Raw genomic sequence first — 23,942 nt, 5'->3', positions numbered from 1 at the left:
CAATCATCAGTCGTTTTCCGGCGCCCAGGCGATCAGGCGCCGCAGCAGCGCATCTACCGCGGCCCACAGCAGCACGGTCATCAGCACCAAAATAAACAGCGCGGCGAAGCAGACGTCGGTCTGCATGCGCGCGTTGGCGTTAAGCATCACGTAGCCCAGACCTTCGGCCGAGCCGACCCATTCGCCGATGATGGCGCCGATCGGCGCGACGGCGGCGGCCATGCGCAGGCCGGAGCCGAAGGCCGGCAGCGCCGCCATCAGCCGCACGTGCCGCAGCTGCGCCCAGCGCGAAGCGCGCATCGTGCGCGCCAGATCGAGATAGTCGTTGTTGACCCGGCGCAGCCCGTCGAAAAAGGCCGACACCACCGGGAAGAAAATCACCAGCACCGCCATCGCCACCTTGGCGCTCATGCCGAAGCCGAACCACAGCACCAGCAGCGGCGCCAGGGCGAACACCGGTATCGCCTGGCTGGTGAGCACCAGCGGCATCAGCCAGCGCTGCAGCCGCGGCGAGAAGATCATGCACAGCGCCAGCGCCGCGCCGAGCATCACGCCCAGCACCAGCCCGCTGACGATCTCCGAAGCCGTGACCAGCGTGTGCCAGGCGAGATAGCCGCGCCCGTCCCACAGTGCCTGCGCCACCGTGCTCGGCGTGGGCAGCAGAAAGGCCGGAATGCCGCTTTGCGCCGCCAGCCACCACAGCAGCAGCAGCCCGGCAAACACCGTCAGCCCACGCCGCAGGCGGGTAAGCCCACGCTCTTTGGCAATCTTCATTGCGCGGCCCTCACCAGCTGTTGCAGCAGCTCGGCCTGGCTTTTCAGCAGGTCGGCGTCATCCGGCGCGCGCGGCGGTTGCCCGCTGATACGGTGGGTATCGTCGAGGCCCAGCGGCCAGGGCGACAGTACCAGCAGCCGGTGGCTCAGGCGGCAGGCCTCCATCGGATCGTGGGTGATCAGCAGCACAGTGTTTTGCGCCAGCAGTTCGGCGGCCAGGCTTTGGATCTCGGTGCGGGTAATGGCGTCCAATGCGGAGAAGGGTTCGTCCATCAGCACGATCGGCTGGCGTTCGTAGAGCGTGCGGGCGATGGCGGCGCGCTGGCGCATGCCGCCGGACAGCGCGGCGGGCAGGCTGCGGCCATGCGCGGCCAGGCCTACGCGTTCGAGCAGATGCGCCACCCACGCCCGATCCGCCACTTCGCCGCGCAGCCGCGAGCCGAGGGCGACGTTCTCTTCGACGGTCAGCCACGGGTAGAGCAGGTCTTTTTGCCCCATGTAGGCGATGCGCCCGGCGATCGGCAAACCGTCGCTGCCGGTCACCGTACCCGAACTGGCCTGCGCCAGGCCGGCGATGATCTTCAGCAGGCTGGTTTTGCCGGCGCCGCTGGCGCCGAGCAGGGCGACGAAGCTGCCGCCGGCGATGTCGAAGCTCAGCCGGTCGAAGACGATTTGCTGACCGAAACGCAGGCTGAGATCCCGCACCTGGATGCCGGGCGGGAGAAGCGGGGAGATCATGAAGCGTTCAGCCCCATCTGCCAAAATGCCGATTCCAGCTGGGTGGCGGTGGTGAAAATCTGCGCCAGCTCGGTGAGGCGGCTTTGCGCGCCGCGCTGGTGGCCGACGGTCTCGAGCAGCTCGATGGCGGCACGCACGCCGGCCAGATAGCCCTCGTCGCCGTAGTTGCGGATCCAGGAGGCGTAAGGATTGCCCTCCATCTTGGTGGCGGGATCGTGCAGCAGCCGCAGGCCGATTTCGGCATAGCCGGCCACGCAGGGCAGCAGGCCGGCCAGCAGGTCGAGGGCGTCGCCGGCATGGCCGATATCCAGCACGTAACGGGTGTAGTTCATGGTCTCCGCCGCTTCCGGCTGGGCGGCGATCTGCGCTTCGCTCAACCCCCATTCGGCGCAGTAGGCCACGTGCAGCGGCAGTTCGGCGACGATGCCGTTGAGCGAGGCGGTGGCGGCGCGCATCTCCGGCAGGGTGCGCAGCTTGCTGACCAGCAGCGCGTAGGCGCGGGCGAAGTGCAGCAGGAACAGATAGTCCTGGGTCAGGTAGCGGCGAAAAGCGCGTTCAGGCAAGGTGCCGGCGGCCAGCTGCTGCAGAAACGGGTGATCGACGTAATCTTGCCAGTGGCTGCCGGCATGGTGGCGCAGCCGGCCGTAAAGACCGCTTTCGAACAGGGTAGTGATGGACATGGGACCTCCTTGAGTCAGTGGAGATCCGGGCACGCTGGGGTATGAACAGGCAACGGGTGAGAGCGTTGTTGCCTAACCGTCCCTTCGCTGGCATGACCCAGATCAGGTTCAAAGGGTTCGGCTTGCGCCATCTCAGCCCGTAACAGGACACCCCTCGGAGCTGCTTGTTATACGACATTTGTTTTTTGATTACAATCGCCGGGCGGCGCGGCGGCAATCGGTTCGTTTAGTGCGATCGGGGGCGATTTTGCTGGCGCAGAGCGCGCGATTTTTGTCACTGTAGGCCGATGATTTTGCCTTTGAGGACGATTCCCGATGAAAAAAATTGGTTTTCTCTCGTTTGGCCACTGGTCGCCTTCCGCCCAGTCCGGCACCCGTTCCGCGGCGGATGCGCTGCTGCAGTCTATCGATCTGGCGGTCGCCGCCGAAGATCTGGGGGCGGACGGCGCCTATTTTCGCGTACACCATTTCGCGCGCCAACTGGGGTCGCCGTTCCCACTGCTGGCCGCCATCGGCGCCAAAACCCAACGCATCGAGATCGGCACCGGCGTGATCGACATGCGTTATGAAAATCCGCTGTACATGGTCGAAGACGCCGGCGCGGCGGATCTGATCGCCGGCGGGCGGCTGCAGCTCGGCATCAGCCGCGGCTCGCCGGAGCAGGTGATCGATGGCTGGCGCTATTTCGGCTATGCCCCGGCCGACGGCGAGACCGACGCAGACATGGCCCGCCGCCATACCGAAGTGTTCCTGGAAGCGCTGCGCGGCGAAGGGTTCGCCGAACCCAATCCGCAGCCGATGTTCCCGAATCCGCCCGGGCTGCTGCGGCCGGAGCCGTTTTCCGCCGGGCTGCGCGACCGCATCTGGTGGGGCGCCGGTTCCAATGCCACCGCCGTCTGGGCGGCGAAGCTCGGCATGCACCTGCAAAGCTCGACGCTCAAGAACGACGAGACCGGCGAACCCTTCCACATCCAGCAGGCCAAGCAGATCCGCGCCTACCGCGCCGCCTGGCAAGAGGCCGGCCACGCGCACGAGCCACGGGTTTCCGTGAGCCGCAGCATCTTCGCGCTGGTGGACCAGCGGGATCGCAACTACTTCGGCGGCGGCGGCAAGGAGGGCGATCAGCTGGGGTATATCGACGCGCAGACCCGAGCGATTTTCGGCCGCAGCTATGCCGCCGAGCCGGACGTGCTGATCAAGCAGCTGGCACAGGACGAGGCCATTGCCGAAGCGGATACGCTGCTGCTGACCGTGCCTAACCAGCTGGGCGTGGATTACAACGCCCACGTCATCGAATCGATTTTAACCCATGTCGCGCCGGCGCTCGGCTGGCGCTAAACGGAGGAGTGGCATGTCACGCATTTTCATTACCGGTTCGGTAGACGGGCTGGGCCGCGCCGCCGCGCAAACGCTGTTGGACGAAGGGCATCAGGTGATTCTGCATGCGCGTGAGCCCGGCCGTCTGGACGCGGTGCGCGATCTGTTGGATCGCGGCGCTCAGGCGACGATCGGCGATCTGTCCGATGTACAGCAGATCCGGCAGCTTGCCGAGCAGGTCAATCGCCTCGGTCGTCCGGACGCGGTGATCCACAATGCCGGCATGTTTACCGGGCCGCAGGTGATGCCGGTGAACGTCATAGCGCCCTATCTGCTGACGGCCCTGATCGAACGCCCCACGCGTATCGTCTACCTGAGCAGCAGCATGCACTTTGACGGCGTGGCGGAACTGAACGGCGTGGATTGGCTTGGCGGCGCCGCAGGCTCTTATTCGGACAGCAAACTGTTCGTCACCGCGCTGGCCGCCGCCGTGGCGCGCCTGTGGCCTGACGTGATCAGCAGCGCGGTCGATCCCGGTTGGGTGCCGACAAAAATGGGCGGCGCGGACGCGCCCGACGATCTGGCGCTGGGGCATGTGACGCAGGCGTGGCTGGTGAGCAGCGATGAACCGCAGGCCTTGGCGTCCGGCGGCTATTGGCACCATCAGCAGCGCCTCGAACCCCACGCGGCGGTACACGACGAGGCGTTTCAAACGGCGCTGTTGGCGCAATTGGCGCGCGCTGGCGGGGTGAGCTTGCCGCAGGTTTGAATGGTTATTCCTTCCTGGCCCGTCGAGGTTATCGGCGGGCTTTTTTATGCCCGCAGGGTGAACCCGCGGCGCTTTTCTTATACAGTGGTTGTCTGGCCTGTTTTGACTGTTTTCTCTATTTTTGCCATGCACACATTCCTGATTATCGTCCCTGAAGGGGGCATGCTGTTCGAAGCGGCGGGCATCGCCGATATCCTGATGCAGGCTAACCGTCTGAGCCCTGTCGAGACGCCGCTGTATCAGATCGCGGTCGCCACCACGCAATCCCATCGGGTGGTGCACGGCTTGTCCGGGCTGAGCCTGTTGGCCGATCATCGCCTGGCGGATCTCGATCCGGCCCTGCCGCGCGATACCGTCATTGTTGCCGGCAAGGGGGCGACGGAAGAAGAGGGCGCCCTGGTGGCGGATTGGCTGCGCCGCGCGGCGCCACAGACGCGCCGTATCGCTTCCGTTTGCGGCGGGGCTCTGCTGCTGGCCGAAGCCGGATTGCTGGACGGGCGGCGGGCGACCACTCACTGGCGGCTGGCGGAAACGCTGCAGGCACGCTTCCCGCGGGTGCAGGTCGAAAACGGCCCGATCTACGTGCAGGACGGGCCGATTTGGACCTCCGGCGGCGTCAGTTCCGGCTTTGATCTGACGCTGGCGCTGGTGGAGGACGATTACGGCTTCGTGCAGGCGCGCGAAGTGGCGCAGGATCTGGTGATGTTTCTGCGTCGCCCCGGCGGGCAGGCGCAGTTCAGCCGCTACCCGCTCAACCAGGCCAAATCGCCGGGCCCGATCCGCGACCTGCAATCCTGGATCCTGGAAAACCTCGCCGACGATCTCAGCGTCGATCGGTTGGCCGAACGCGTGGCGATGAGTCCGCGCAACTTTACCCGCGTGTTCACCCGCGAGACGGGCATTTCTCCCGCCAAATTCGTCGAAGAAGGGCGGTTGCATACCGCCAGACAGCGTCTGGAGCAAAGTGTGGAAGGCATCGAGCAGATCGCCCTGGCCACCGGCTTTGGCAACGGCCTTAACCTGCGGCGGGTGTTTGAGCGCAAACTGCAGCTGACCCCGAGCGAATACCGCGAACGCTTTCATGCGCGCAATTTGGCGTAAATTGATCGGTAAACGTCATTTACGCCGCCTCGGGGCAGGGCTAGATTTGAGGCAAAGCCCAAAACGAGGAGTGCATCATGGTGAGAGTAGGCATTAATGGATTTGGCAGGATCGGACGCAACGTGCTGCGCGCGGCGCTGGGGCGCAGCGATTTTGAAGTGGTGGCCATCAACGATCTGACGGACAGCAAAACGCTGGCGCACCTGCTGAAATACGACACGCTTTCCGGCACGTTGGCGGCCAGGGTGGAAGCCGGCGACAACCAGCTGCTGCTGGACGGCCGGCCGATTCAGGTGTTTTCGCAGCGCGATCCCGCCGAGATCCCCTGGAGCAGCGTGGGCGTTGACGTGGTGATCGAAGCGACGGGCTTCTTTACCGATAAAGCCAAGGCGGAAGTGCACATCACGCACGGCGGCGCCAAGCGGGTGATTATTTCGGCACCGGCCAAGAACGACGACATCACCATCGTCATGGGGGTTAACGACCAGCTCTACGATCCGGCGCTGCATAAAGTGGTCAGCAACGGCAGCTGTACCACTAACGGGTTGGCGCCCGCCGCGCAGGTGCTGCATCAGGCGTTCGGCATCGAATACGGGCTGATGAACACTACTCACGCCTATACCAACAGCCAGGCGCTGCACGATCAGCCGGAAAAAGATCTGCGCGGCGCGCGGGCGGCGGCGGAATCGATCGTGCCTTATTCCAGCGGTGCGGCCAAGGCGCTCGGCAAGGTGATCCCGGATCTGGACGGCAGGTTGACCGGTTACTCGCTGCGGGTGCCGGTGCCGGTCGTCTCGATCGTCGATCTGACGGTGACGCTGAAACGCCCGGCGACGGTGGAGGAAATCAATGCCGCTTTCCGCGCGGCGGCGGCGTCCGGCCCGCTGAAAGGGATCCTGGGCTACAGCGATGAACCGCTGGTGTCGAGCGACTACCGGGGCGATGCGCGTTCGTCGATTATCGACGGTTTGTCTACGCTGGTCATCGGCGGCAACCTGGTGAAAGTGCTCGCCTGGTATGACAACGAATGGGGCTTCTCCAATCGGTTGGTTGATCTGGCTCTGCTGATGGAAAAACGCGGGCTGTAAACGCCCCATAGCAAAAAGCCCGCTTAAGTTTCCTTAAGCGGGCTTCTCTAAATATGGCTCCTCTGACTGGACTCGAACCAGTGACATACGGATTAACAGTCCGCCGTTCTACCGACTGAACTACAGAGGAATCGTGTGAACGGGGCGCATGATATCCAGCGGCCCCGGGTGTGTCAACGCTAAATTGCCTGGAGTGGTGCGACTGCTCGGTATCTGAGCAATGTGCCCGTCAATCAGCCCATTGCGCGTCGTTTTCCGCCTGGGCGCGCAGCAGGCGCGCCAGCGGATCCTGGCGGTAGAAGCGGCAAAAGTGCTGATACAGCGCCGGAAAGCGTTCGGCCAGCAGCTCGGGGGCACTGAAAAAATACTCCGACAGCACGGCGAAGCACTCGGCCGCATCGGTGGCGGCGTAGGCATCCATGCTGGCGGCCTCTTCACCGACCATGTCTATCTCGTCCTGCAGGCTTTCCATCGCGGCGTGCAGATCGTGCTCCCAGGCGGCCACCTCGCGCAGTGGGATCGGCGGCACGCCGGTGGCGACGCCGCCGTTGCGCATATCCAGCTTGTGCACCGCTTCGTGGATCACCAGATTGAAACCGGAAAGGTCGAAAGAGTCCTGCACGTCTTGCCAGTTGAGCACGATCGGCCCCTGTTCCCAGCTTTGGCCGGACTGCACCACCGGCCCCGAGTGCACCAGGCCAATTTCGTCCTGCCATTCGTCTTCCACCACGAACGGGGTGGGGTAGAGCAGAATTTCGTTGAAGCCGTCGAGGCACTCCGCGCCGAGTTCCAGCACTGGTAAGGCGAACAGCAGGGCGATGCGCGCCTGCATTTGCGAGGTGAGCTGCAGCCCCTGCAGCGGCACGATGCGTTTTTGCTGCAAGATCTGCCCGGCAACGGCCACCAGCCGCTGCTGCTCCTGCTCATTCAGCGGCGAGAGCAGCGGGATCGCCAACGCGTCCTGCCACTGGGCCTGAGTGTCTGCCTGGGGTTGAGAGGGTTGAGTCGCTTTCCACGGCCATTTAATCATCAGGTTGCTCGTAAAGTCGTCACTTGAACGTTCAGCGGTGTGCTAATGCTGTAAAAATGCCGTAAAAGCGGGCATGATAGCAAGCGTTGTTAGGAGAGATGCCGGAGCGGCTGAACGGACCAGTCTCGAAAACTGGAGTAGGGGCAACTCTACCGGGGGTTCAAATCCCCCTCTCTCCGCCACTATTCAATCACTTACGAATAAATCTTTCAACGATCCCCATCACAGATAGCGCTGGCCTGGCGCCAAATCACTGAACCACAATCCACTGCCTGATGCCGATTTTCTCCGCGTATTCGCGCGCCATAGTGGCATTCCGTCACCTGAAGTTCCCCTGACTCTCATACTTCCAGCGCGCTTTGAATATAGCGTTGCGGCGACACGCCCAGTTTTTTGCGAAACATGGCGATGAACGCGCTAGGGCTGGCATAACCCAGTTCGTGGGCCAGTTGACCCACGGCCACGCCGCGCGCCAGATTGCATACCGCCTCCAACAGGCGAATTTGCTGGCGCCATTCGGAAAAACTCAACGCGGTCTCTTCGCGGAACAGCCGTGCCAGGGTGCGTTCGCTGGCGCCGACCTTTTTTCCCCACCAGGCGAGCGTCTCGCCATGACCCAACTCGCGGCATAAAGCATCGCATACCTGGCGCAGGCGCCGGTCGTTCGGCAGGGCCACGTGACACAGTTGGCCACTTTGCATGCGTTGAAACTCATCGCTCAGCAGATTTTGAATCAGCGTAAGCCGTTCGGCGGAAATGGCGTTTTCAAGCCCGGCGGCAATCAGGGGATACAACAGGGGAGTGGCGCTCAGCCCCTGAGGCCGTGCGCCATAGCGGCGAGAAAAGGGCGGCGTAAAGTAGATGTTGTACGTCACGACGTCATTGATGGCTTCCAAACCGTGCGGTGTGCCGCTGGGGAGCCAAATGGCGCGGCCCGGCGAGAGCAGCCAGATATGCTGCGCGGTGGCGATTTTCGCCACGCCGCGCAGCGGCAAAATCAGCTGCCCCTGCTCATGCTGATGGACGGGCTCTTGGCTGCCGGGGCTGTAGCGCAGCTGACGCAGGCCTTCAATAGCGTGATGGGATGTCATGTTTACCTGCCTCTGTCCGGTTCTCACCATTTGTGCCTATTGCTGCGATAACGGACAACGTTTGTCCGTCTGGCGACATCCTGACTGTCGGTAGCGCCATTCTGCCATGAACGGGCTTCTCTTTTAAAGTTGAATAATTATCATTTCCATCAAATTCTACTAACAGTCGGAAAGGCGATGAGACAGATGGGCAAATTTTTCAGGGAAAAACCGTTGAAAGTGCTGGTATATACGATAATCGCAGGCTATAGCGGGCAAGCCTTTACCGCGGATGGCGGGCAGCATACCACAAAAGAAGAGACGCTGGTGGTGAGCGCGGCGGCGTCTCAGGATCAGGATGACGAGAGCACGCTGGTGGCGCACGGCGCCGCCTCCGCGACGAAGTCAAACCAGCCAATTAGCCGCACTTCACAGAGCATCTCGGTGGTGACGCAAGCGGAGATTGACGCGCAAGCGGCGAAAAACGTCCCGCAAGCGCTGCGCTATGTTTCCGGCGTCAACTCGGAGAGCGCCGGACCGGATACCCGTTTCGACACCATCATCGTGCGCGGTTTTGAAGCCGACGAATACCTTGATGGCCTGCGGCTGCCGCGCGAAGCGTGGTGGAGCCGTCCGGCGTGGGATCCGTTCCTGCTGTCGCGTATCGAAGTGGTCAAAGGCCCTTCCTCGGTACTGTATGGCCAGGCGAATCCCGGCGGGATCGTCAACCTGGTCAGCAAAACGCCGCAGGCGACCCCGTCCGGTGAGGTGTATGTCAGCGCGGGCAACGAAAACCAGTTTGGCGCCGGCGTCGACGCCACCGGGCCGCTGAACGATAACGGCACGCTGTTGGGGCGCGTGGCGGGGACCTTTTTTGATACCGAAACCCAGGTCGATCACACCCGCTATCAGCATTATGACATCGCGCCGTCGCTGACGTGGCAGCCGGATGCGCACACCAGCCTGACGATTATTTCGCAGCTGCGCAAAGATCCGGACAGCGGATTCTACAACCAGATGCCGCTTTCCGGCACCTTGACGCCCAACCCGTACGGCCACATCTCGACCCGTTTTTATGGTGGCCAGCCGGGCTTCGACAAGTACGAACGCCAGCAGGGCAGCATTGGTTACCAGTTCCGGCACGATTTCAACGATACGGTGACTTTCCGCCAGAATCTGCGTTACCTCAGCAGCACCGGCGACTATCTGATGGTCTATCCATGGGGTGTGCATGCGGATGCGCCGCTCATCGATCGCTATTCGATGAACCTGAAGGAGAGCATGACCAACTTCGCGGTGGATAACCAGGCTGAATTCCACTTTGATACCGGTCGGGTGAAACATACGTTGCTGACCGGGATTGATCGCATGCATACCTCGGTGCGCAGCCAGTCGGGCTACGGCGACGCCAGCCCGATTAACTTCCTCAACCCGGACTATAGCGTGCCGGTGGCCATACCGCCGCTCGATAGCAGTACGCACAATACGCTCGATCAAACCGGGCTCTATCTCCAGGACCAACTCGAACTGGGGAGCTGGATCCTGAACCTGGCCGGCCGTTACGACGCGGCGAAAACCAAAAGTATCGATCTGCTGAACGACGCTCGTACCGAGCGCAATGACTATGCAACGACCGGGCGCGCCGGGCTGCTGTACCACTTCGATAACGGATTGGCGCCTTACATCAGCTATTCCACGTCGTTTGTGCCGAGCAGCAGCAATGACTTTTACGGCCACGCCTTTAAACCGACCGAAGGCAAGCAGACGGAAGTGGGGTTGAAATACGATCCGGTCGGGCTGGATGCCTTGTTTACCCTGGCGTTGTACGACCTGCGGGAAACCAACGTGGCGACCGCCGATCCCGATCACCCGAACTTCAGCGTGCAGACCGGCGAAGTGCGCTCGCGCGGGGTTGAGCTTGATGGCCGCATCAATATCACGCCGGCGTGGTCGGTGCTGGCGTCGTACAACCTGACCGATCCGAAAGTACTGAGTGCCAACGACGATACGCAGGGCAAGCGTCCGGTGGGCATTGCGCGCAATACCGCCAAGCTCTGGAGCCAGTATGCCTTCGACGGTGCGCTTGACGGTGTGACGCTGGGCGGCGGCGTGCGCTATGTCGGCACCAGCTACGCCACCACGGACAACGGCCTGAAGGTGCCGGCGGCCACGGTCTACGATGCGCGCGTCGGCTATCAGTGGCGCCAATGGCAGCTGGCGCTGAATGCCGCCAATCTCGGCAACAAAACCTACCTGGCTTCCTGCTCCAACAATGGCTGCGAGTATGCGCTGAAACGCCAGTACATCGCGACCCTCAGCTATAAGTGGTGACCGATGCTGTCACGACGCAGGTTGTTGACCGCTCTCCTGTTGGCCCCGCTTTATGCGCGGGCCGACGCCGGCCGGCCGCCGCAAAAGCTGGCCGTGTTGGATTGGGGACTGACGGAAATTCTGTTGGCGCTGGGGGTGACTCCGGCGGGCGTCTCGGCGCCGGATTGGTATCGCAAGCTGATCCCGACGCCTGCGCTGCCTGCATCGGCGTTGGATCTTGGCCTGCTGTTCCAGCCCAATCTGGAAACGCTGTACGCACTGCGGCCGGACGCGATTGTCATCACGCCGCAGCATGCGTTGCTGAAGCCGGCGCTTGAACGCATCGCGCCGACGATCGCGCTGCCGGCTCATGGGCTGGCGGAACTCATCAGCGCCGCCCGGCAATTGGGCGAACGGCTTCAGCGGCAGCCTCAGGCCGCGCAGATATTGGCCAGCCTGAACGACAAGCTGAGCCGCGCCTCGCTGCTGGCGCGGCAGGTTGAACGTCCGGCGCTGCTCGCCGCCCCGGTAGATGCGCTGCACCTGCGGGTATACACCGCAGGCAGCCTTCCCGGTGACGTATTGGCTGCCTGCGGACTGCGCAACGGATGGCAGGGCGGCGCGGGAGCCGAAGGTAGCGTGCTGGTGGAGCTGACCCGCATCGGCGATCTGAATGCGCGGCTGATGCTGTTGACGCCTGACGAACAGCGGGAGTTGGTGTCTCAATGGCGCCAAAGCCCGCTGTGGCAACGTCTGCCGCTGACCTCTGCGCGCAACCTGAACCTGATAGAAGAAAACATCAGCGATGCCGGCGCCCTGATTACCGCCGGGCGCTTTGCCGATATTTTTACCGGGATGATGATGAGGTGGCGTGATGCATGAATCTTTTTCCCGCCGTCTTTCCTGGGGGGTAATCGCCGCGTTGTGGCTGACGTCGTTGCCGTTGGCGCTGGCCGATATTCATCGGCAGGGCGGCATTGTCGCGTTGTTCTCCGAGCATAATCTCGATCCGACGGCCATTATCCTGCATAGCATGTGGTTGCCGCGTCAGGGTATGGCGATGGTGGGGGGCGCGACGCTGGGGCTGTGCGGCTGGTTAATGCAGCGTGCGTTGCGCAACCCGTTGGCGGAGCCGATGACGCTCGGCATGACCGCCGGGGCGACGTTGGCGATGGGGCTGGCGTCGTTGTGGTTGCCGTCGCTGCTGGTCGGCGCGCGCACCGCCGTGGTGATTGCCGGTGAGATTGCGGCGCTGGCGTGCGTGCTGGCGCTCAGCTGGCGTCAGCGGATGTCGCCGCTGGCGATGGTGCAGGCGGGCATCATGATCAATTTGTGGTGCGGGGCGCTGACCTTGTTGATCGCCATTATCAACGATCGCTTTTTACTTCAGGTGCTGATGTGGGGAGGCGGTTCGCTGGCGGTGGAAGACGGGCAAATTCTGCTGCGGATGTTGCCGTGGCTCGCCGTCTGCGTAGTGGGCCTGTTGTTCTTGCTACGCCCGCTTGAACTGCTGCAACTGCCGGAAACCGTGGTCAGCAGCCTCGGCGCATCGCCGGTGCGCATCCGCGCCGCCGCGGTGCTGCTGGCGCTGACCATGAGCGCCCTCATCATTAACGCAGTCGGCGTCATCGGTTTTTTGGGGCTCGCAGCGCCTCATCTGGCGCGCTTTGGCGGCACGCGAACATCCCGGCAAATGGTGTTGCATACGGCGCTCATCGGTGCGGGTCTCCTGTGGCTGACCGATCTTTGCGTCTCTCGCGTGTCGCTGGAGAGCGGCCAGCTGCTGCCCGTCGGCATGCTGACCGCCCTTACCGGCGGCCCGTTGCTGATGCTGCTGGCGCGTTTTGCACGACAGCAAAGCATCGATCTTACGCCGCCGTTGCCGGTGTCGCAGACCTCGCATCAACAACGGTTCATCTGGTTGTCGGCCGGCATTCTGGCTGCGGGGATCGTGGTCTCTTTATGTTTCGGTCATGGACTGCAGCATTGGCACTGGGCGGAAAGAGGGGAGCTGGCGAACCTGCTGCCATTGCGGTTGCCACGACTGCTGGCGGCGATGAGCGCCGGTGCGCTGCTGGCGGGGGCCGGCGTGTTGATGCAGCGGGTGAGCGGGAACCCGCTCGCCAGCCCAGAAGTGCTGGGTATTGGCGGTGGCGCGGCCATGGGCGTTACGGCCTTTGTGTTTTTGCTTCCCGCTGGCGGCAGTGGCTGGCTGTTGGTGAGTAGCCTGGGGGGCGCGTTGATAAGCCTGTTGCTGACGTTGTGGAACAGCCGTCGAAGTGACTTTAATCCGCAGCGGGTATTGCTCAATGGTTTGGCGCTGAATGCGCTATGCCAGGCAGCGGTCAGCATCGTGATGCTCAACAATCTTGCCGCAAGTGCGGTGTTGTTGCCGCTGATGACGGGCAGTACCTATTACGTCGGCGCGTCGTTGGCCGAAGGCGTGTTTGTCATCACGCTGGTTCTCCTGGCGCTGATGCCGCTGTTCCGCCGCTGGCTGGTGCTGTTGCCTATGGGCAACGTCGCCGGCGCGCTCGGTGTGCCCTTGCCGCGCGCACGTTTCAGCGTGCTGGCTATGGCGGCCGTCATGACCGGGCTGGCGACGTTACTGGTCGGCCCGGTGTCTTTCATCGGCCTACTGGGGCCGCATCTGGCGCGCAAGATGGGCGCGAAAGGGCCGCTGATGCAGCTCTACACCGCCGCGCTGTTGTCATCCGCCATCATGACCGTTGCCGACTGGCTGGGGCGCAATGCGCTCTACCCGCGCCAGCTGCCGGTCGGGTTGGTGGCGTCGCTGATCGGTGTCCCTCTGCTGGTATGGCCGTTAATTCGTAATAAGACAGCCCGGTCAAAACCATAAAAAGTGTGAGTATGAGCAAGGAATTCGGCATGTCGGTATTAATGATGTTGTTTCGTATGGTGCACGGTTGGCTACTGCTCGCCGTGGTCGCCGGTGTCGTCAGCGGGCTGTGCAATGCCTCTTTGCTGGCGATGATCAATCATGGTCTGACGCAATCCAATGAGGCGTCATGGCTGAGTCCGGGAGGCGATTTTGCGTTACTGACGCTGTTGATGCTGGCGACGCGCGTGGTTTCTCAAACCACGTTTATGGCGCTGGGACAAAAGGTGAAGGCGCGCTTGCGCAGCGAGCTGGTGCAAGACGTCAGCGAAACGCGCTGGCTGCTGTTGGAGAAAGCGGGGATGGCAAGAACGCTGTCGGTGCTGACACAGGATCTCGATACGCTGGTGGTGTTTTTCGTCAATCTGCCCAATCTGCTGATTTTCGGCGCCGTTATCGTTGGCTGCCTGGTTTACCTTGGCAGCCTGTCATTGAGCGTACTGGCGCTGGCATTGGCGGTGATTGTCTGCGGCAGCCTGGGCTACCGCGCCGCGCACGGCCCCGCGATGCGTTTGTTGCGCCGATCGCGTCAGCGCGAAGATACGCTGATTCAGCAATGCAAAAAATTGTTTGACGGTGCGAGGGAGTTTCGGCTGAACGCGGTGCGCCGTCGTCAATTCGTCAGCGGTGAACTGGCGCAGAATATTGACGCGGTTCGCCGAGAGAGAACCCGCGGTTACGTGTTGTACGGTTTGGCGAGCAGTTGGGGAAGCGCGCTGTTTTTCGCTTTCATCGGCCTGGTGTTGTTCAGCTTGCGTGACGGGCTGGCTTTGGACGAACGGGCGCTTACCGGCTATATCATGGTGTTTCTGTATATGATTGTGCCGGTCGAAGGGCTGTTATCCGCGCTGCCCACACTAGCCGGCGCGCGGGTGGCCATGCAGCGGGTACAGTCGCTGCGCGCGCAACTCAGGCCCGAAGTTCCACAGCGCCATTTTACGCCACCCCCTTTTGCTTCGTTGGCGTTGGATAATGTCCGTTACCAATATCAGAACGAAGAAGGGGAGCATTTCACCCTTGGCCCGCTGAATATGCACATTGCGCCCGGTGAACTCATTTTTATCGTCGGTGGCAACGGCAGCGGCAAGACGACGTTGGCGAATCTGCTGGTGGGAATTTACCCGCCTGATAACGGCGCGATTTTGCTTAACGGCGAGCCGGTCAGCGACGATCTTCTGGAAATATACCGTCGGCATTTTTCGGTGGTGTTCAACGACTTCTTTCTTTTTGACGATGTGGCGTTCGTCACTGAGCGCACGCAAAAGCAGGTCGAACATCTGCTGCGCCTGCTGAAGTTAAGCCATAAAGTCAGTTTTGCCCACGGCCGTTTTTCAACAATCGCGCTCTCTCAGGGGCAGCGAAAACGGCTGGCTTTACTGCAGGCGTGGTTGGAAGAGCGCCCGGTTTATCTGTTTGATGAGTGGGCCGCCGATCAGGATCCTGAGTTTAAGGCGGTGTTTTACCTTGAACTCTTGCCGATGCTGAAGGCCGAAGGCAAAACGGTCATCGCGATTACTCACGACGATCGCTATTTCTACCTGGCGGATCGCATCATCAAGCTGGAATCGGGGCAGGTGGTCCCATCGACGCGCGGCGTGCCGTCATGATGCTCATCGTTTTCACCCAGCACGATATTTGGCTTTTTTCCCTCATGCTTGATGATTCGCCCCGGCTTTCCTCAGGAAAGTGAATGCGGTGATAGTGTACTGTTGCCCGCAGGTAAGGTAATTTGCTGATGGCAATGATGACTGACGCGGGGGCCAACGGGCATGAACGAAAAAATCGACTATCACATCGAGAAATACCATTTCGCGCCGCTGGATGAGGCCCCGCGGCTCGCGCACCAGTGGAGCGAGGTGCTGAACGAGTGCCGCGAGACGCAGGCCGGGGCGGAGGAGCGTCTGCGCATTGCGCTGCTCAACGTGGACTACGTAACCAGTTTCGAATTGCCTTTCCGGTTATTGCTGGTCAGGGCGCCGCAGCTGATCGCCGGAATTCGGGATGAGCTGCCGCTCAGCCAGAAGAATGTGGTGTTCAACGGCAAGCGTTTCGGCTGCGTCTACAGCTTGAAAAGCGATTTGAGCGGCGTGCCGGAGGCCTTTCAGTACAGCATGTCGACCCGTATTCACCGAACATCTGCGTCGGGCGTGGATGCGCTGCCTTACCGGGAAATCGCCAAAACGCTCAAGGCACCGCGGGAGCGGCTTAAGCTGGCGCTGGAGCAAGGGCTGCGGATCACGGCGCTGGACGGTCTGTTCTGGTTCGGCATCCAGCGCATTGCCGCCGAGGTGCGCAGGCTAAGAAAATCCGGCATGGCGATCGTGACGGCGGAAACGGAGATCTTCGACACCCTGACCGGCACGACGCGCAAGGTTCCTGTGTACCGCCTGGCCGAGAGCTAATGATCGATAGCCGGCGGTTCAGACTATGAAGCTTGATTCCCGCCGGGCTTTGCCGGGCCCTTCTACGGTTCTTTTTTACCCACATCTTCTCGCCGCTCGGCAAGCAAACCGACGTGACATATTCCTCAAACCTGAACCGTGTTCGTTCTGTCGCAGCACAACGCAAACGACGGGCCTCCGCCGATAGCCGGTGCCACGATGGTGTTTCCGGTCGGCGGCACCTTTGCCGCCCGCCTTTGGCTAACATCGATGAGGGTTTGAAGGAGAAGAGTATGTTGAAACGTTTTGCACTGCTGTGCTGGTGCCTGATCGGCGCCAACGCGTTGGCAGCGGGCCCCAACGCCAATATCAAGTATTACGGCTATGACTGGCTGGATTTTTATGAAACCGCCACGCCGTCTTTCAGCGCCACAGAAGCGCTTAAGGCGATTACCGACACCGGCTTCAGTATGACCAATCTGAATGTGGTGCACACGATGGCAAGCCTTAATCTGCCCGTTTGTGCCGGGGAGACCTGCGCCGTGAATATTCAGGCTGGATCGGGGGCGGTATCGGGATCGCCGTTTATCGATATCTGCCCTGGGGCGGTCTCGAACAGCAGCTGTCAGGCAGCAGGTTCCTGGAACGCTATCTGGACGGTGGTCAAGAAGATCGCCGAAGCTAAATATAAGCCCGGCGCCATTTATTTTATCGATGAACCGTTCGACGTTCCTGCCCTACAGACCGCAGGGAAATATGACGCTTACCAATACTCCAGCTATGTTTGCACCCTGCGGCAGGCCATGCAGCAGTATGGGATCGCGATCCCTGTCTACACCATCTTGTCCTACCGGCATGCCAACAACCCCGAATGGATCCGTGAAATACAGCAGGGCGCACCCGCGACCGCGTGCCCGACCAACGTAAAAAGCACGCCCGATTGGGTTGGGGTGGATAACTACAACTGGTCGGTGGCGGATATGTGGAGTACCTACAATCGCCTGGCGCCAATAAGCGCAGCCGGACAAAAGTGGGTGTTGGTACCGCCTTCTACGGCGTCGTTAGGAATGAACGACCAGCAATTGCATGCGCAAATTCAACTGTATTGGGATTTCATTAATCAATATCCGACTGCGCCCGTGGTTTATATCATGAACTGGCGGTTTGATCGCGAGGTCACCGAGAACCGCGCGGCCTTCCCCGAATCGACCGCCTTATTGTCTTTCATGGGGAACACGCTGCTCACCAAACCTTAAGCGTGCAAAAAGGAGGTTCAAACCAAGAACCTCCTTATTAATGCTACCGCTTATCGATAGGCTTCATTGCGCGCAATCGCGTATTTCCCGCTGCCCAGCAGCAGGATAGCGAGCCCGCCCATAAAGAACACCAGTTCGTTTTCAATGCCCCAGGCGCCGACGTCGGTGACGGTGAATACCTTGCCGGTGCCCACCATCAGGAATGCCACCACCAGCGTAATGGCGTAAACCAGTGCGGCGGGGCGGGTGAACAGCCCCAAAATGATCAGTATCGGCGCCAGGATCTCGCCCACATACACGCCATAGGCGATAAAGGCGGGCAGCCCCTGTTCCTGCAGCGCGCCGGCGATCCAGCCGACGCCATGCTGAATTTTCGCTACGCCGTGAAACAGCATCAGCCCGCCGAAGGTCAATCTGAGCGCCAACTTGCCGGCGTCCGGGCGATCAAAAAGACGAATGAATGCCGCATTCAGTGACTTAACCATGGCCTTTTCTCCTGAATAGGAATGATTTTCAATCAATGTACCAGCCAGGTGAATGCGAAAGATGTCCTGGATCAGTAAAACGGTGGGCTTCGCACCGACTTTTCGCGTGAGGTGGAGGCATAGCTGAAAGGCGGCGGCTCTCTCAGGGAACGCACGTTCAAGGAGGGAGGGGAGGTTGCGTTCAGCTTTTTCACCCGGAATAACATTCTCACACCGGCTGAACGTAGGGTAAAAAAAGTCTCTGGGCCGTTTTCATGCGTTACCTGGTTATGCTGCGGCACATTCCTTTTATGTCTGTTTTTTGCCCCCGGAGTTGCGGCTGCATCACTGTGTGAGGATGGCGGCAACATAAAGATCAATAAGGTTTTTTTCCTTAATAAAAATCGACGACGCGCGTGTGGTGTAACTCTATAGGGTTAATGTTGTTTTTATTTTGAACCGCTAACTAATTAGCGGTTCTTTTTCGCCATCTTATTGGGAATTATCTTGCTTATTTTGTTTTGCGAAAGTTGATCCTGTGGGAAGGAATGTCGCATGCTGCTTTTATTTCCGGTTTTTCCCTTTTTTTTTGATGTGAATTCAACGGTGAAGAGATTCCGACTGATTTTATGAGTGGCATTATGATCGGCTGTAAACTTTGGTGAACTATTTTTACCAGACCAAAAATAATAGAATTACTGATTTTTCAAGTTACTGAATTGTTTGGTATTTGTATATTAATTTGTTAATTTTTTATTAAAAAAATAATAATTTCCCTTGATATTGGTTTTGGCTTTGCTAGTATCAAATTAGTGGTCTTATCAGTTAGGAAAACATCCTTTGAGCATGGAGTGGATCGCTGGCCATAACGGGGTTATCGCTGCCGTAAGGTTGAAGTGGTTATTTTGCCGGCAGGTGAAGTGATATTATTTATACCACTTTATCGAACCCAGCGATTTTTTAGATGCTGACTCAGTGCTGGCCGGACGTAAAAGAATACGTCGGTGAATGGGAGGGGTGAATCTTAAGTTAATCTGATCATTACCCTGGGTTAACTATAAAAAATGTGCTTTATCAACCCAGCTGTTTGCGCGTCAATACCGCGTTAGGTGCGCCACGGCGGAATGTTAACTCAGAACCTAAGCTTTAAAATTAATAATCAAAACTCTCGCCAAATTGTTTATTTTCACACCAGGTTTCGCATTTGTAAGTACTGAGTGCTGGAAATGAAAGTCACACTGTCATCGTGTTCTCATGATCATTGCGTGCTGCCCGCTCGCAAGAAACGAATGACTGTCATGGTTTTATGAAAAAATTTCACTATTTACTGTAGTTATCATTTGTTTAATAAATTATTTATATTCAGGTGTTTTATTGGAATTGTCCTACCAACAGAGAAACGTTGTTTTTACGGCATTTTTTGATTTTTTTCCTATTATTAGCTTGCATAATTATTGTTTGCAAGTTATTGATTTTAAAATGAAAAAATAAATACGTAAATGTAAAATAGTTTAAACCGATCACTGGGTTTTTATTGATAGGTTTAATCTATTATTGTTGTTAATATTAATACATCTAAACAATTTGCGGGCTTGGTGACGACTAATTACGCTAAAAGGACTCTGGGAAAGACTGGCGAATGTAAAAGCCCATGTTTATAGGCTTTATGTTTGTAGTGCTGATGAAAAGGATATCAGGCCATGAATGAAGTCATCTCAACAGCAGTTAACGGCGTCGAATTTGACCCTCGATACAGTGAAATTGAATTCACGTTATCGGAATTCGATAGCCAAACCGATCCGCTGAATGCCGTGGACAATGCACGCGATATCAATTGGCATGCTATTCGCGAGCAATCTGCCGCCTTGCTTGAACAGTGCTTCGATTTGCATGTCGTGCTGTGGTTTATGCGCGCTAATCTTCATATCGATGGTTTTTCGGCTGTCTATCAAGGCATCACGACTATCGACGGCAAATATGCCGAAGAGGGGAGCACTATATTCCCTCAGGCCGATATGGAGCCGGCGGCGGACAGTTTTCACGCTGCCGCATTAGGCTGGCTCGCCACCTCGTCCTGCCTGCACGAAATCAAAAACAGTAAGATCTTCCCCGACACGCCGTTAACCACCGATGAACTGCTCAATATGCGAATTGACGAGCAGGAAGGCAAAAGCCTGCACTTTTCGGAAGTGGTGAAGGTGTTGGGGCAGGCTGACAGCTATTTTGCCGGCAGAAATATGCCGTCATTAAAAGAACAGCTGTCGCAGGGAATCGACGCCCTGGAGCGCGTGGAAAACTACGCCAACCTGCAGGCTGAAGATTACCGGCTGGACTGCCGCCAGGTACGCGACTATTTAGCGCTCTTCAGCCGCCAATTGCTCTCTCTCGAACAGCAGGAATTGCCGGAGGAGATCGGCGCTGCGCCGGCCGACGCGGAAGCGGCGGAGGCGCCGGCCACGCTGCCTGGCAAATATATCCGTTCCCGGCAGGATGTCATCTTGCTGTTGGACCAGGTTTTGGACTACTTCCAAAACTATGAGCCCAGCCATCCGGCCCCCATTCTTATTCGACGTTCGCAAAAAATGATCGGTATGGACTTCGCGACGATTGTTGAGGAGCTTTTGCCGGAATCTCTGGCCTCGTTAAATCAATTGTCCGGGAAGTAATTTTTCTCACAAAGGAGTTTTCCAATGGCTAAGGACTCAAGCTCTCAGAAATTTATCGGTAAAAATAACGCGCCCCGCGTGCAAATTGAATATGACGTAGAGCTCTACGGTTCACAAAAGAAAGTAGAGTTACCTTTCGTCACGGGGGTCATGTCCGATCTCTCTGGGCATCGGAAAAAGCCTTTGCTGCCGATCGAAGAGCGGAAATTCCTGACGTTTGATCAGGACAATTTCAACGACCGCATGCGCGCCATTAAACCTCGTCTTCAATTTTACGTGGAGAATACGCTGAGTGAGGACGATGCGCTGTTGGATGTGGAATTAGAGTTTGAATCGATGGAGGATTTTTCGCCCGGCGCCATCGCCAAACGGGTTCCGCAGATGCAACGCCTGCTGGAGGCCCGGGAACATCTCACGGAACTCATCACGTATATGGACGGTAAATCCAGCGCGGAAGAGGTGGTGAAGAATCTGCTGGAGAAGCCCGATTTTCTGCATCGTTTGGTGACGGATGCACGTAAAACGGTCGCGGATGCGGAACAGGATGCGCAGGATTCGGGCAATAAAGGAGATGAGGAATGAGAGCGAGGCAACGACGCTATTCAGCTAAACAGCAGGCAACGGCAGTCGCTGAAGTTGAAACGCAGGAAACGGAAAACGAGCTTGACGGTCTGCTCAAGCGTTCGTTCCGGCCCAGAACGAACGAGGCCTCAGAAGCGGTTCGTCGGGCCATCGGCACGCTGTCCGAATATGCCAACCAGGGCAAGGTCAAGGTCAGCCAGGATGTCGTATTGACCATTGAATCGCTGATCGCCCAGATCGATGAGCAGCTTTCGCAGCAGATGAACAATATCTTGCACCATAAGGAGTTCCAGAAGCTGGAGTCCGCCTGGCAAGGTCTGAGTTATCTGGTCGACAATACCAACGTCAGCGAAACGCTGAAGATTCGGGTATTGAACATCAGTCAGGATGAGCTGACGCGCAATTTGCGACGCTATCGAGGATCGGCCTGGGATCAAAGCCCGGTGTTCAAACAAATTTATGAACAAGAGTATGGCCAGTTTGGTGGCGAGCCGTTCGGCTGCATCATCGGCGATTTTGAGTTTGATCACAGCCCGATGAGCGTGACGCTGCTGACGGAGCTAGCGAAAATTTCCGCCGCCTCGCACTGTCCGTTCATCTCCGCCGCTTCGCCGTCGCTGCTGCAAATGAGCAAGTGGAACGAACTGGGCAACCCGCGGGATATCGGCAAGATTTTCACCACGCCGGAATACGCTTCCTGGCGCCGCCTGCGCGAAAGCAACGATTCGCGTTATCTGGTGCTGACCATGCCGCGTTTCCTGTCGCGTTTGCCTTACGGCGCAAAGACCAACCCGATCGAAGAGTTCGCTTTCGAGGAGGCCGTCAGGCCGGATATGGATGATGATTTCTCCTGGGCCAACTCGGCGTATGCGATGGGCGTCAACATCAACCGCGCCTTCCATGAGTACGGCTGGTGTTCGAAAATCCGCGGCATCGAATCCGGCGGCTCGGTGGAGGAACTGCCCGCCTATGCGTTCCCTTCCGATGAGGGCGGTTATGAGCTGACGTGCCCGACGGAGGTCGCCATTTCCGATCGGCGCGAGCAAGAGCTGTCAGACGCCGGGTTCTTGCCTTTGGTGTATCGCAAACATTCTGATTTCGCTGCCTTTATCGGTTCTTGCACCATGCATGCCCCGGCGAAATATGAAGATCCGGATGCGACGGCCAACGCCAAGCTTTCCTCCCGGTTGCCGTATATTTTCGCCACGTGCCGCTTTGCGCACTATTTGAAATGTATCGTACGCGACAAAATCGGTTCTTTCCGTTCCAGAGACGATATGCAGCTGTGGCTGAATGACTGGCTGATGAATTACGTGGATGGCGATCCTTCCGTGTCGACGGAAGCGACGAAAGCGCGCCGCCCATTGGCCGCCGCCGAAGTTCGCGTTGAGGATGTTGAAGACGATCCGGGTTATTACCGCGCACATTTCTATTTGCGCCCGCATTACCAATTGGAAGGCATGACCGTGTCCTTGCGATTGGTATCAAAACTTCCGTCAGCCAAAAAAGATGGGAGCAGATAAGTCACGGCTGGTCATTGGTTTGGATATTGCCGACGTTAATTATTAAATGGCGTGGGTGAGAATTGATATTTCATTGAAATTTAGCGGCGTTATTCTCTGCGTCATGGCTATTGATTAATGGCTAACGGGTTCCCATTGTCGCTATTTCAATGATTGCGTAGGCAATATAACGACTTATCTGAGTAGACATTTCAATTAACGTAGTAGGACCTATCAGTCAAGGAGACAAAAATGAGCACTAAAGCTTTAGTAGACTATTTTTTGAAGATTGAAGGTGTTGACGGTGAATCCCCTGACCAAACTTATCCGGGATGGATTCAGCTGCAAGCCTGGCAATGGGCGGAGGAAAATGCCGGGCGCTGGGGATTCGGCAGCGGCGGTGGTTCCGGCAAAGTCGAAATGAAAGACTTTGAATTCCGTATGGTAAGCAATAAGGCTTCGCCGAAGCTGTTTCTGATGTGCGCCACCGGCGAGCATATTCCTCAGGCAAAACTTGTTTGCCGTAAATCAGGCCAGGGTCAGCAAGATTTTATTGCCGTGACCTTCAGTAACTGCCTGGTTTCCTCATTCAAGACCGTGGGTAATATGCCGCTGAACTCCACCATCGGTACTGAAATCGATACCGTGCTGCCCACCGATGTTATCAAGCTGAATTTCGCACGTATCGAAGTTGAGTACAAAGAGCAAAACAACGATGGCTCCATGGGTGCGGTGATTAAGACGGGGTATGACCTCAAGCTTAACGCCCGCATCTGATCATTGATGTCGTAACACTTATTGCAGGCCGTCTGCCCGCAGATCTTGCGGGCAGACACAATCATTACCGCGAGGTGTTAAATGAAAACGTCATTACCCATGTTATTCGATAAGCTCAGCGTGAGAAATCAAAGCGGCAGCGCCGATAATTGGCGGCGCGTCCTGGTGCGCGATATCGAATTTTTATTGAATGACGCATCGCGCAGCGCAGATTTAAAACTTCACGATTATGCGCACAGCGAAAGCTCGGTATTGAATTATGGCCTGCCGTCGCTGAGCCAACGAATACCGATTAATACCGATCCGCTAACGCTGGCGAGACATATACAAAGAATTATTACGTCTTTTGAGCCGCGGCTGGATCCGAAAACGATTCGCGTGGTGCCGGTAGTGAATGAGCGTCAATCGTATGTATTGGCGATCTTATTCGATATCTATGGCACCTGCTCATTACCGGGTGACGAAATGCTGGTGAATTTGCGCATAGCTCTTGATTATTCCTGTGGCGCCGTACACGTATTTGATTAATAGAGGTGACT

21 protein-coding genes, 2 tRNA genes and 1 riboswitch are annotated in these 23,942 nt (G+C 58.1%); of the genes, 16 read left to right on the top strand and 7 right to left on the bottom strand.

Translation table 11 applies throughout. The features are described from left to right. Positions 1-6: 6 nt before the first annotated feature. The 3 genes from FUU19_RS15945 to tenA are packed head-to-tail and all read right to left on the bottom strand — an operon-like array spanning position 7 to position 2,191. Positions 7-774 carry an ABC transporter permease gene (locus tag FUU19_RS15945; protein WP_230490760.1) on the bottom strand — a complete coding sequence of 256 codons (768 nt, stop codon included), beginning with the start codon at positions 772-774 and terminating at the stop codon, positions 7-9. Then, positions 771-1,511, bottom strand: a complete 741-nt coding sequence (locus tag FUU19_RS15940; protein WP_230490761.1) for an ABC transporter ATP-binding protein — start codon at positions 1,509-1,511, stop codon at positions 771-773. The genes FUU19_RS15945 and FUU19_RS15940 overlap by 4 nt, the downstream gene beginning before the upstream one ends. Then, positions 1,508-2,191, bottom strand: coding sequence for a thiaminase II (tenA, locus tag FUU19_RS15935; protein WP_141967886.1), 684 nt, complete (start codon positions 2,189-2,191; stop codon positions 1,508-1,510). Before tenA ends, FUU19_RS15940 begins: the two co-directional genes overlap by 4 nt. Before the next feature lie 62 nt (positions 2,192-2,253). Then, a riboswitch (TPP riboswitch) is annotated at positions 2,254-2,356 on the bottom strand. Positions 2,357-2,506: 150 nt separating this feature from the next. On the opposite strand from tenA, the gene FUU19_RS15930 reads away from it, so the two are divergent. The 4 genes from FUU19_RS15930 to gap all read left to right on the top strand — a co-directional run bounded on the left by FUU19_RS15930 (position 2,507) and on the right by gap (position 6,466). Next, a complete protein-coding gene (locus tag FUU19_RS15930) occupies positions 2,507-3,529 on the top strand; it encodes an LLM class flavin-dependent oxidoreductase (RefSeq protein WP_141967888.1) in 1,023 nt (340 codons plus the stop codon). Between the two features lie 13 nt (positions 3,530-3,542). Then, complete coding sequence (locus FUU19_RS15925; RefSeq protein ID WP_141998444.1) at positions 3,543-4,277, top strand: SDR family NAD(P)-dependent oxidoreductase; 735 nt, start codon at positions 3,543-3,545, stop codon at positions 4,275-4,277. Between the two features lie 126 nt (positions 4,278-4,403). Beyond that, positions 4,404-5,378 carry a GlxA family transcriptional regulator gene (locus tag FUU19_RS15920; RefSeq protein ID WP_197833467.1) on the top strand — a complete coding sequence of 325 codons (975 nt, stop codon included), beginning with the start codon at positions 4,404-4,406 and terminating at the stop codon, positions 5,376-5,378. A 77-nt stretch (positions 5,379-5,455) separates the two neighbouring features. Then, complete coding sequence (gene gap / locus FUU19_RS15915) at positions 5,456-6,466, top strand: type I glyceraldehyde-3-phosphate dehydrogenase (protein WP_025303396.1); 1,011 nt, start codon at positions 5,456-5,458, stop codon at positions 6,464-6,466. 54 nt (positions 6,467-6,520) lie between these two features. On the opposite strand, the gene FUU19_RS15910 is transcribed toward gap, so the two are convergent. Together FUU19_RS15910 and mtfA are read right to left on the bottom strand one after the other, a co-directional pair. Next, positions 6,521-6,596 (bottom strand) — tRNA-Asn (locus tag FUU19_RS15910). A 99-nt stretch (positions 6,597-6,695) separates the two neighbouring features. Next, the gene (mtfA, locus tag FUU19_RS15905; protein WP_063990435.1) at positions 6,696-7,496 is read right to left on the bottom strand and encodes a DgsA anti-repressor MtfA; all 801 of its coding nucleotides are present in this window, start codon (positions 7,494-7,496) and stop codon (positions 6,696-6,698) included. A 92-nt stretch (positions 7,497-7,588) separates the two neighbouring features. Here mtfA and FUU19_RS15900 point away from each other — a divergent pair. Next, positions 7,589-7,678: transfer RNA gene (locus FUU19_RS15900), tRNA-Ser, on the top strand. Between the two features lie 159 nt (positions 7,679-7,837). Here FUU19_RS15900 and FUU19_RS15895 read toward each other — a convergent pair. Continuing rightward, positions 7,838-8,587 (bottom strand): AraC family transcriptional regulator, encoded by a 750-nt coding sequence (locus FUU19_RS15895; protein WP_141967896.1) that lies wholly within the window; start codon positions 8,585-8,587, stop codon positions 7,838-7,840. A gap of 219 nt (positions 8,588-8,806) precedes the next feature. On the opposite strand from FUU19_RS15895, the gene FUU19_RS15890 reads away from it, so the two are divergent. The 6 genes from FUU19_RS15890 to FUU19_RS15865 all read left to right on the top strand — a co-directional run bounded on the left by FUU19_RS15890 (position 8,807) and on the right by FUU19_RS15865 (position 17,412). Beyond that, positions 8,807-10,897, top strand: coding sequence for a TonB-dependent siderophore receptor (locus tag FUU19_RS15890; protein WP_230507246.1), 2,091 nt, complete (start codon positions 8,807-8,809; stop codon positions 10,895-10,897). A gap of 21 nt (positions 10,898-10,918) precedes the next feature. Beyond that, the gene (locus FUU19_RS15885; RefSeq protein ID WP_230490762.1) at positions 10,919-11,758 is read left to right on the top strand and encodes an iron-siderophore ABC transporter substrate-binding protein; all 840 of its coding nucleotides are present in this window, start codon (positions 10,919-10,921) and stop codon (positions 11,756-11,758) included. Beyond that, a complete protein-coding gene (fhuB, locus tag FUU19_RS15880) occupies positions 11,751-13,736 on the top strand; it encodes a Fe(3+)-hydroxamate ABC transporter permease FhuB (protein WP_230507204.1) in 1,986 nt (661 codons plus the stop codon). Before FUU19_RS15885 ends, fhuB begins: the two co-directional genes overlap by 8 nt. Positions 13,737-13,747: 11 nt before the next feature. Next, positions 13,748-15,382: a cyclic peptide export ABC transporter gene (locus tag FUU19_RS15875; protein WP_230490764.1), complete on the top strand. Its 1,635-nt coding sequence runs from the start codon at positions 13,748-13,750 to the stop codon at positions 15,380-15,382. A 162-nt stretch (positions 15,383-15,544) separates the two neighbouring features. Further along, positions 15,545-16,177 carry an ECs1377 family protein gene (locus FUU19_RS15870; protein WP_141967904.1) on the top strand — a complete coding sequence of 211 codons (633 nt, stop codon included), beginning with the start codon at positions 15,545-15,547 and terminating at the stop codon, positions 16,175-16,177. A 272-nt stretch (positions 16,178-16,449) separates the two neighbouring features. Then, positions 16,450-17,412 (top strand): hypothetical protein, encoded by a 963-nt coding sequence (locus FUU19_RS15865; protein WP_230490765.1) that lies wholly within the window; start codon positions 16,450-16,452, stop codon positions 17,410-17,412. A gap of 50 nt (positions 17,413-17,462) precedes the next feature. Here the strand turns inward: FUU19_RS15865 and FUU19_RS15860 are convergent, their stop codons facing one another. Further along, positions 17,463-17,897: a DoxX family protein gene (locus FUU19_RS15860; RefSeq protein WP_230490766.1), complete on the bottom strand. Its 435-nt coding sequence runs from the start codon at positions 17,895-17,897 to the stop codon at positions 17,463-17,465. Between the two features lie 1,679 nt (positions 17,898-19,576). Here FUU19_RS15860 and FUU19_RS15855 point away from each other — a divergent pair. From FUU19_RS15855 to FUU19_RS15835, 5 genes are all read left to right on the top strand, one after another. Beyond that, a complete protein-coding gene (locus FUU19_RS15855) occupies positions 19,577-20,542 on the top strand; it encodes a type VI secretion system protein TssA (protein ID WP_197833471.1) in 966 nt (321 codons plus the stop codon). A 24-nt stretch (positions 20,543-20,566) separates the two neighbouring features. Next, positions 20,567-21,124 carry a type VI secretion system contractile sheath small subunit gene (gene tssB / locus FUU19_RS15850; RefSeq protein WP_230490767.1) on the top strand — a complete coding sequence of 186 codons (558 nt, stop codon included), beginning with the start codon at positions 20,567-20,569 and terminating at the stop codon, positions 21,122-21,124. Further along, the gene (gene tssC / locus FUU19_RS15845; protein ID WP_019456177.1) at positions 21,121-22,647 is read left to right on the top strand and encodes a type VI secretion system contractile sheath large subunit; all 1,527 of its coding nucleotides are present in this window, start codon (positions 21,121-21,123) and stop codon (positions 22,645-22,647) included. Before tssB ends, tssC begins: the two co-directional genes overlap by 4 nt. A gap of 231 nt (positions 22,648-22,878) precedes the next feature. Further along, positions 22,879-23,403: an Hcp family type VI secretion system effector gene (locus FUU19_RS15840; RefSeq protein ID WP_004935369.1), complete on the top strand. Its 525-nt coding sequence runs from the start codon at positions 22,879-22,881 to the stop codon at positions 23,401-23,403. 81 nt (positions 23,404-23,484) lie between these two features. Beyond that, positions 23,485-23,931 carry a type VI secretion system baseplate subunit TssE gene (locus FUU19_RS15835; protein WP_141967910.1) on the top strand — a complete coding sequence of 149 codons (447 nt, stop codon included), beginning with the start codon at positions 23,485-23,487 and terminating at the stop codon, positions 23,929-23,931. The last annotated feature ends 11 nt before the right edge of the window (positions 23,932-23,942 follow it).

The sequence above is a fragment of the Serratia montpellierensis genome (assembly GCF_020858655.1).
GTDB classification, from domain to species: Bacteria; Pseudomonadota; Gammaproteobacteria; order Enterobacterales; family Enterobacteriaceae; genus Serratia; species Serratia montpellierensis.
The sequence above is the reverse complement of the archived record's forward strand: the minus strand, read 5'-3'. Positions and strand labels throughout refer to the sequence as shown.

Coding starts and splice junctions, on each gene's coding strand:
- FUU19_RS15945 (WP_230490760.1), bottom strand. CDS start 774: ATGAAGATTGCCAAAGAGCGTGGGCTTACCCGCCTGCGGCGTGGGCTG.
- gap (WP_025303396.1), top strand. CDS start 5,456: ATGGTGAGAGTAGGCATTAATGGATTTGGCAGGATCGGACGCAACGTG.
- FUU19_RS15840 (WP_004935369.1), top strand. CDS start 22,879: ATGAGCACTAAAGCTTTAGTAGACTATTTTTTGAAGATTGAAGGTGTT.
- tssC (WP_019456177.1), top strand. CDS start 21,121: ATGAGAGCGAGGCAACGACGCTATTCAGCTAAACAGCAGGCAACGGCA.
- mtfA (WP_063990435.1), bottom strand. CDS start 7,496: ATGATTAAATGGCCGTGGAAAGCGACTCAACCCTCTCAACCCCAGGCA.
- FUU19_RS15925 (WP_141998444.1), top strand. CDS start 3,543: ATGTCACGCATTTTCATTACCGGTTCGGTAGACGGGCTGGGCCGCGCC.
- FUU19_RS15920 (WP_197833467.1), top strand. CDS start 4,404: ATGCACACATTCCTGATTATCGTCCCTGAAGGGGGCATGCTGTTCGAA.
- FUU19_RS15895 (WP_141967896.1), bottom strand. CDS start 8,587: ATGACATCCCATCACGCTATTGAAGGCCTGCGTCAGCTGCGCTACAGC.
- FUU19_RS15930 (WP_141967888.1), top strand. CDS start 2,507: ATGAAAAAAATTGGTTTTCTCTCGTTTGGCCACTGGTCGCCTTCCGCC.
- fhuB (WP_230507204.1), top strand. CDS start 11,751: ATGCATGAATCTTTTTCCCGCCGTCTTTCCTGGGGGGTAATCGCCGCG.
- FUU19_RS15835 (WP_141967910.1), top strand. CDS start 23,485: ATGAAAACGTCATTACCCATGTTATTCGATAAGCTCAGCGTGAGAAAT.
- FUU19_RS15855 (WP_197833471.1), top strand. CDS start 19,577: ATGAATGAAGTCATCTCAACAGCAGTTAACGGCGTCGAATTTGACCCT.
- FUU19_RS15875 (WP_230490764.1), top strand. CDS start 13,748: ATGAGCAAGGAATTCGGCATGTCGGTATTAATGATGTTGTTTCGTATG.
- tenA (WP_141967886.1), bottom strand. CDS start 2,191: ATGTCCATCACTACCCTGTTCGAAAGCGGTCTTTACGGCCGGCTGCGC.
- FUU19_RS15870 (WP_141967904.1), top strand. CDS start 15,545: ATGAACGAAAAAATCGACTATCACATCGAGAAATACCATTTCGCGCCG.
- FUU19_RS15860 (WP_230490766.1), bottom strand. CDS start 17,897: ATGGTTAAGTCACTGAATGCGGCATTCATTCGTCTTTTTGATCGCCCG.
- FUU19_RS15940 (WP_230490761.1), bottom strand. CDS start 1,511: ATGATCTCCCCGCTTCTCCCGCCCGGCATCCAGGTGCGGGATCTCAGC.
- FUU19_RS15865 (WP_230490765.1), top strand. CDS start 16,450: ATGTTGAAACGTTTTGCACTGCTGTGCTGGTGCCTGATCGGCGCCAAC.
- tssB (WP_230490767.1), top strand. CDS start 20,567: ATGGCTAAGGACTCAAGCTCTCAGAAATTTATCGGTAAAAATAACGCG.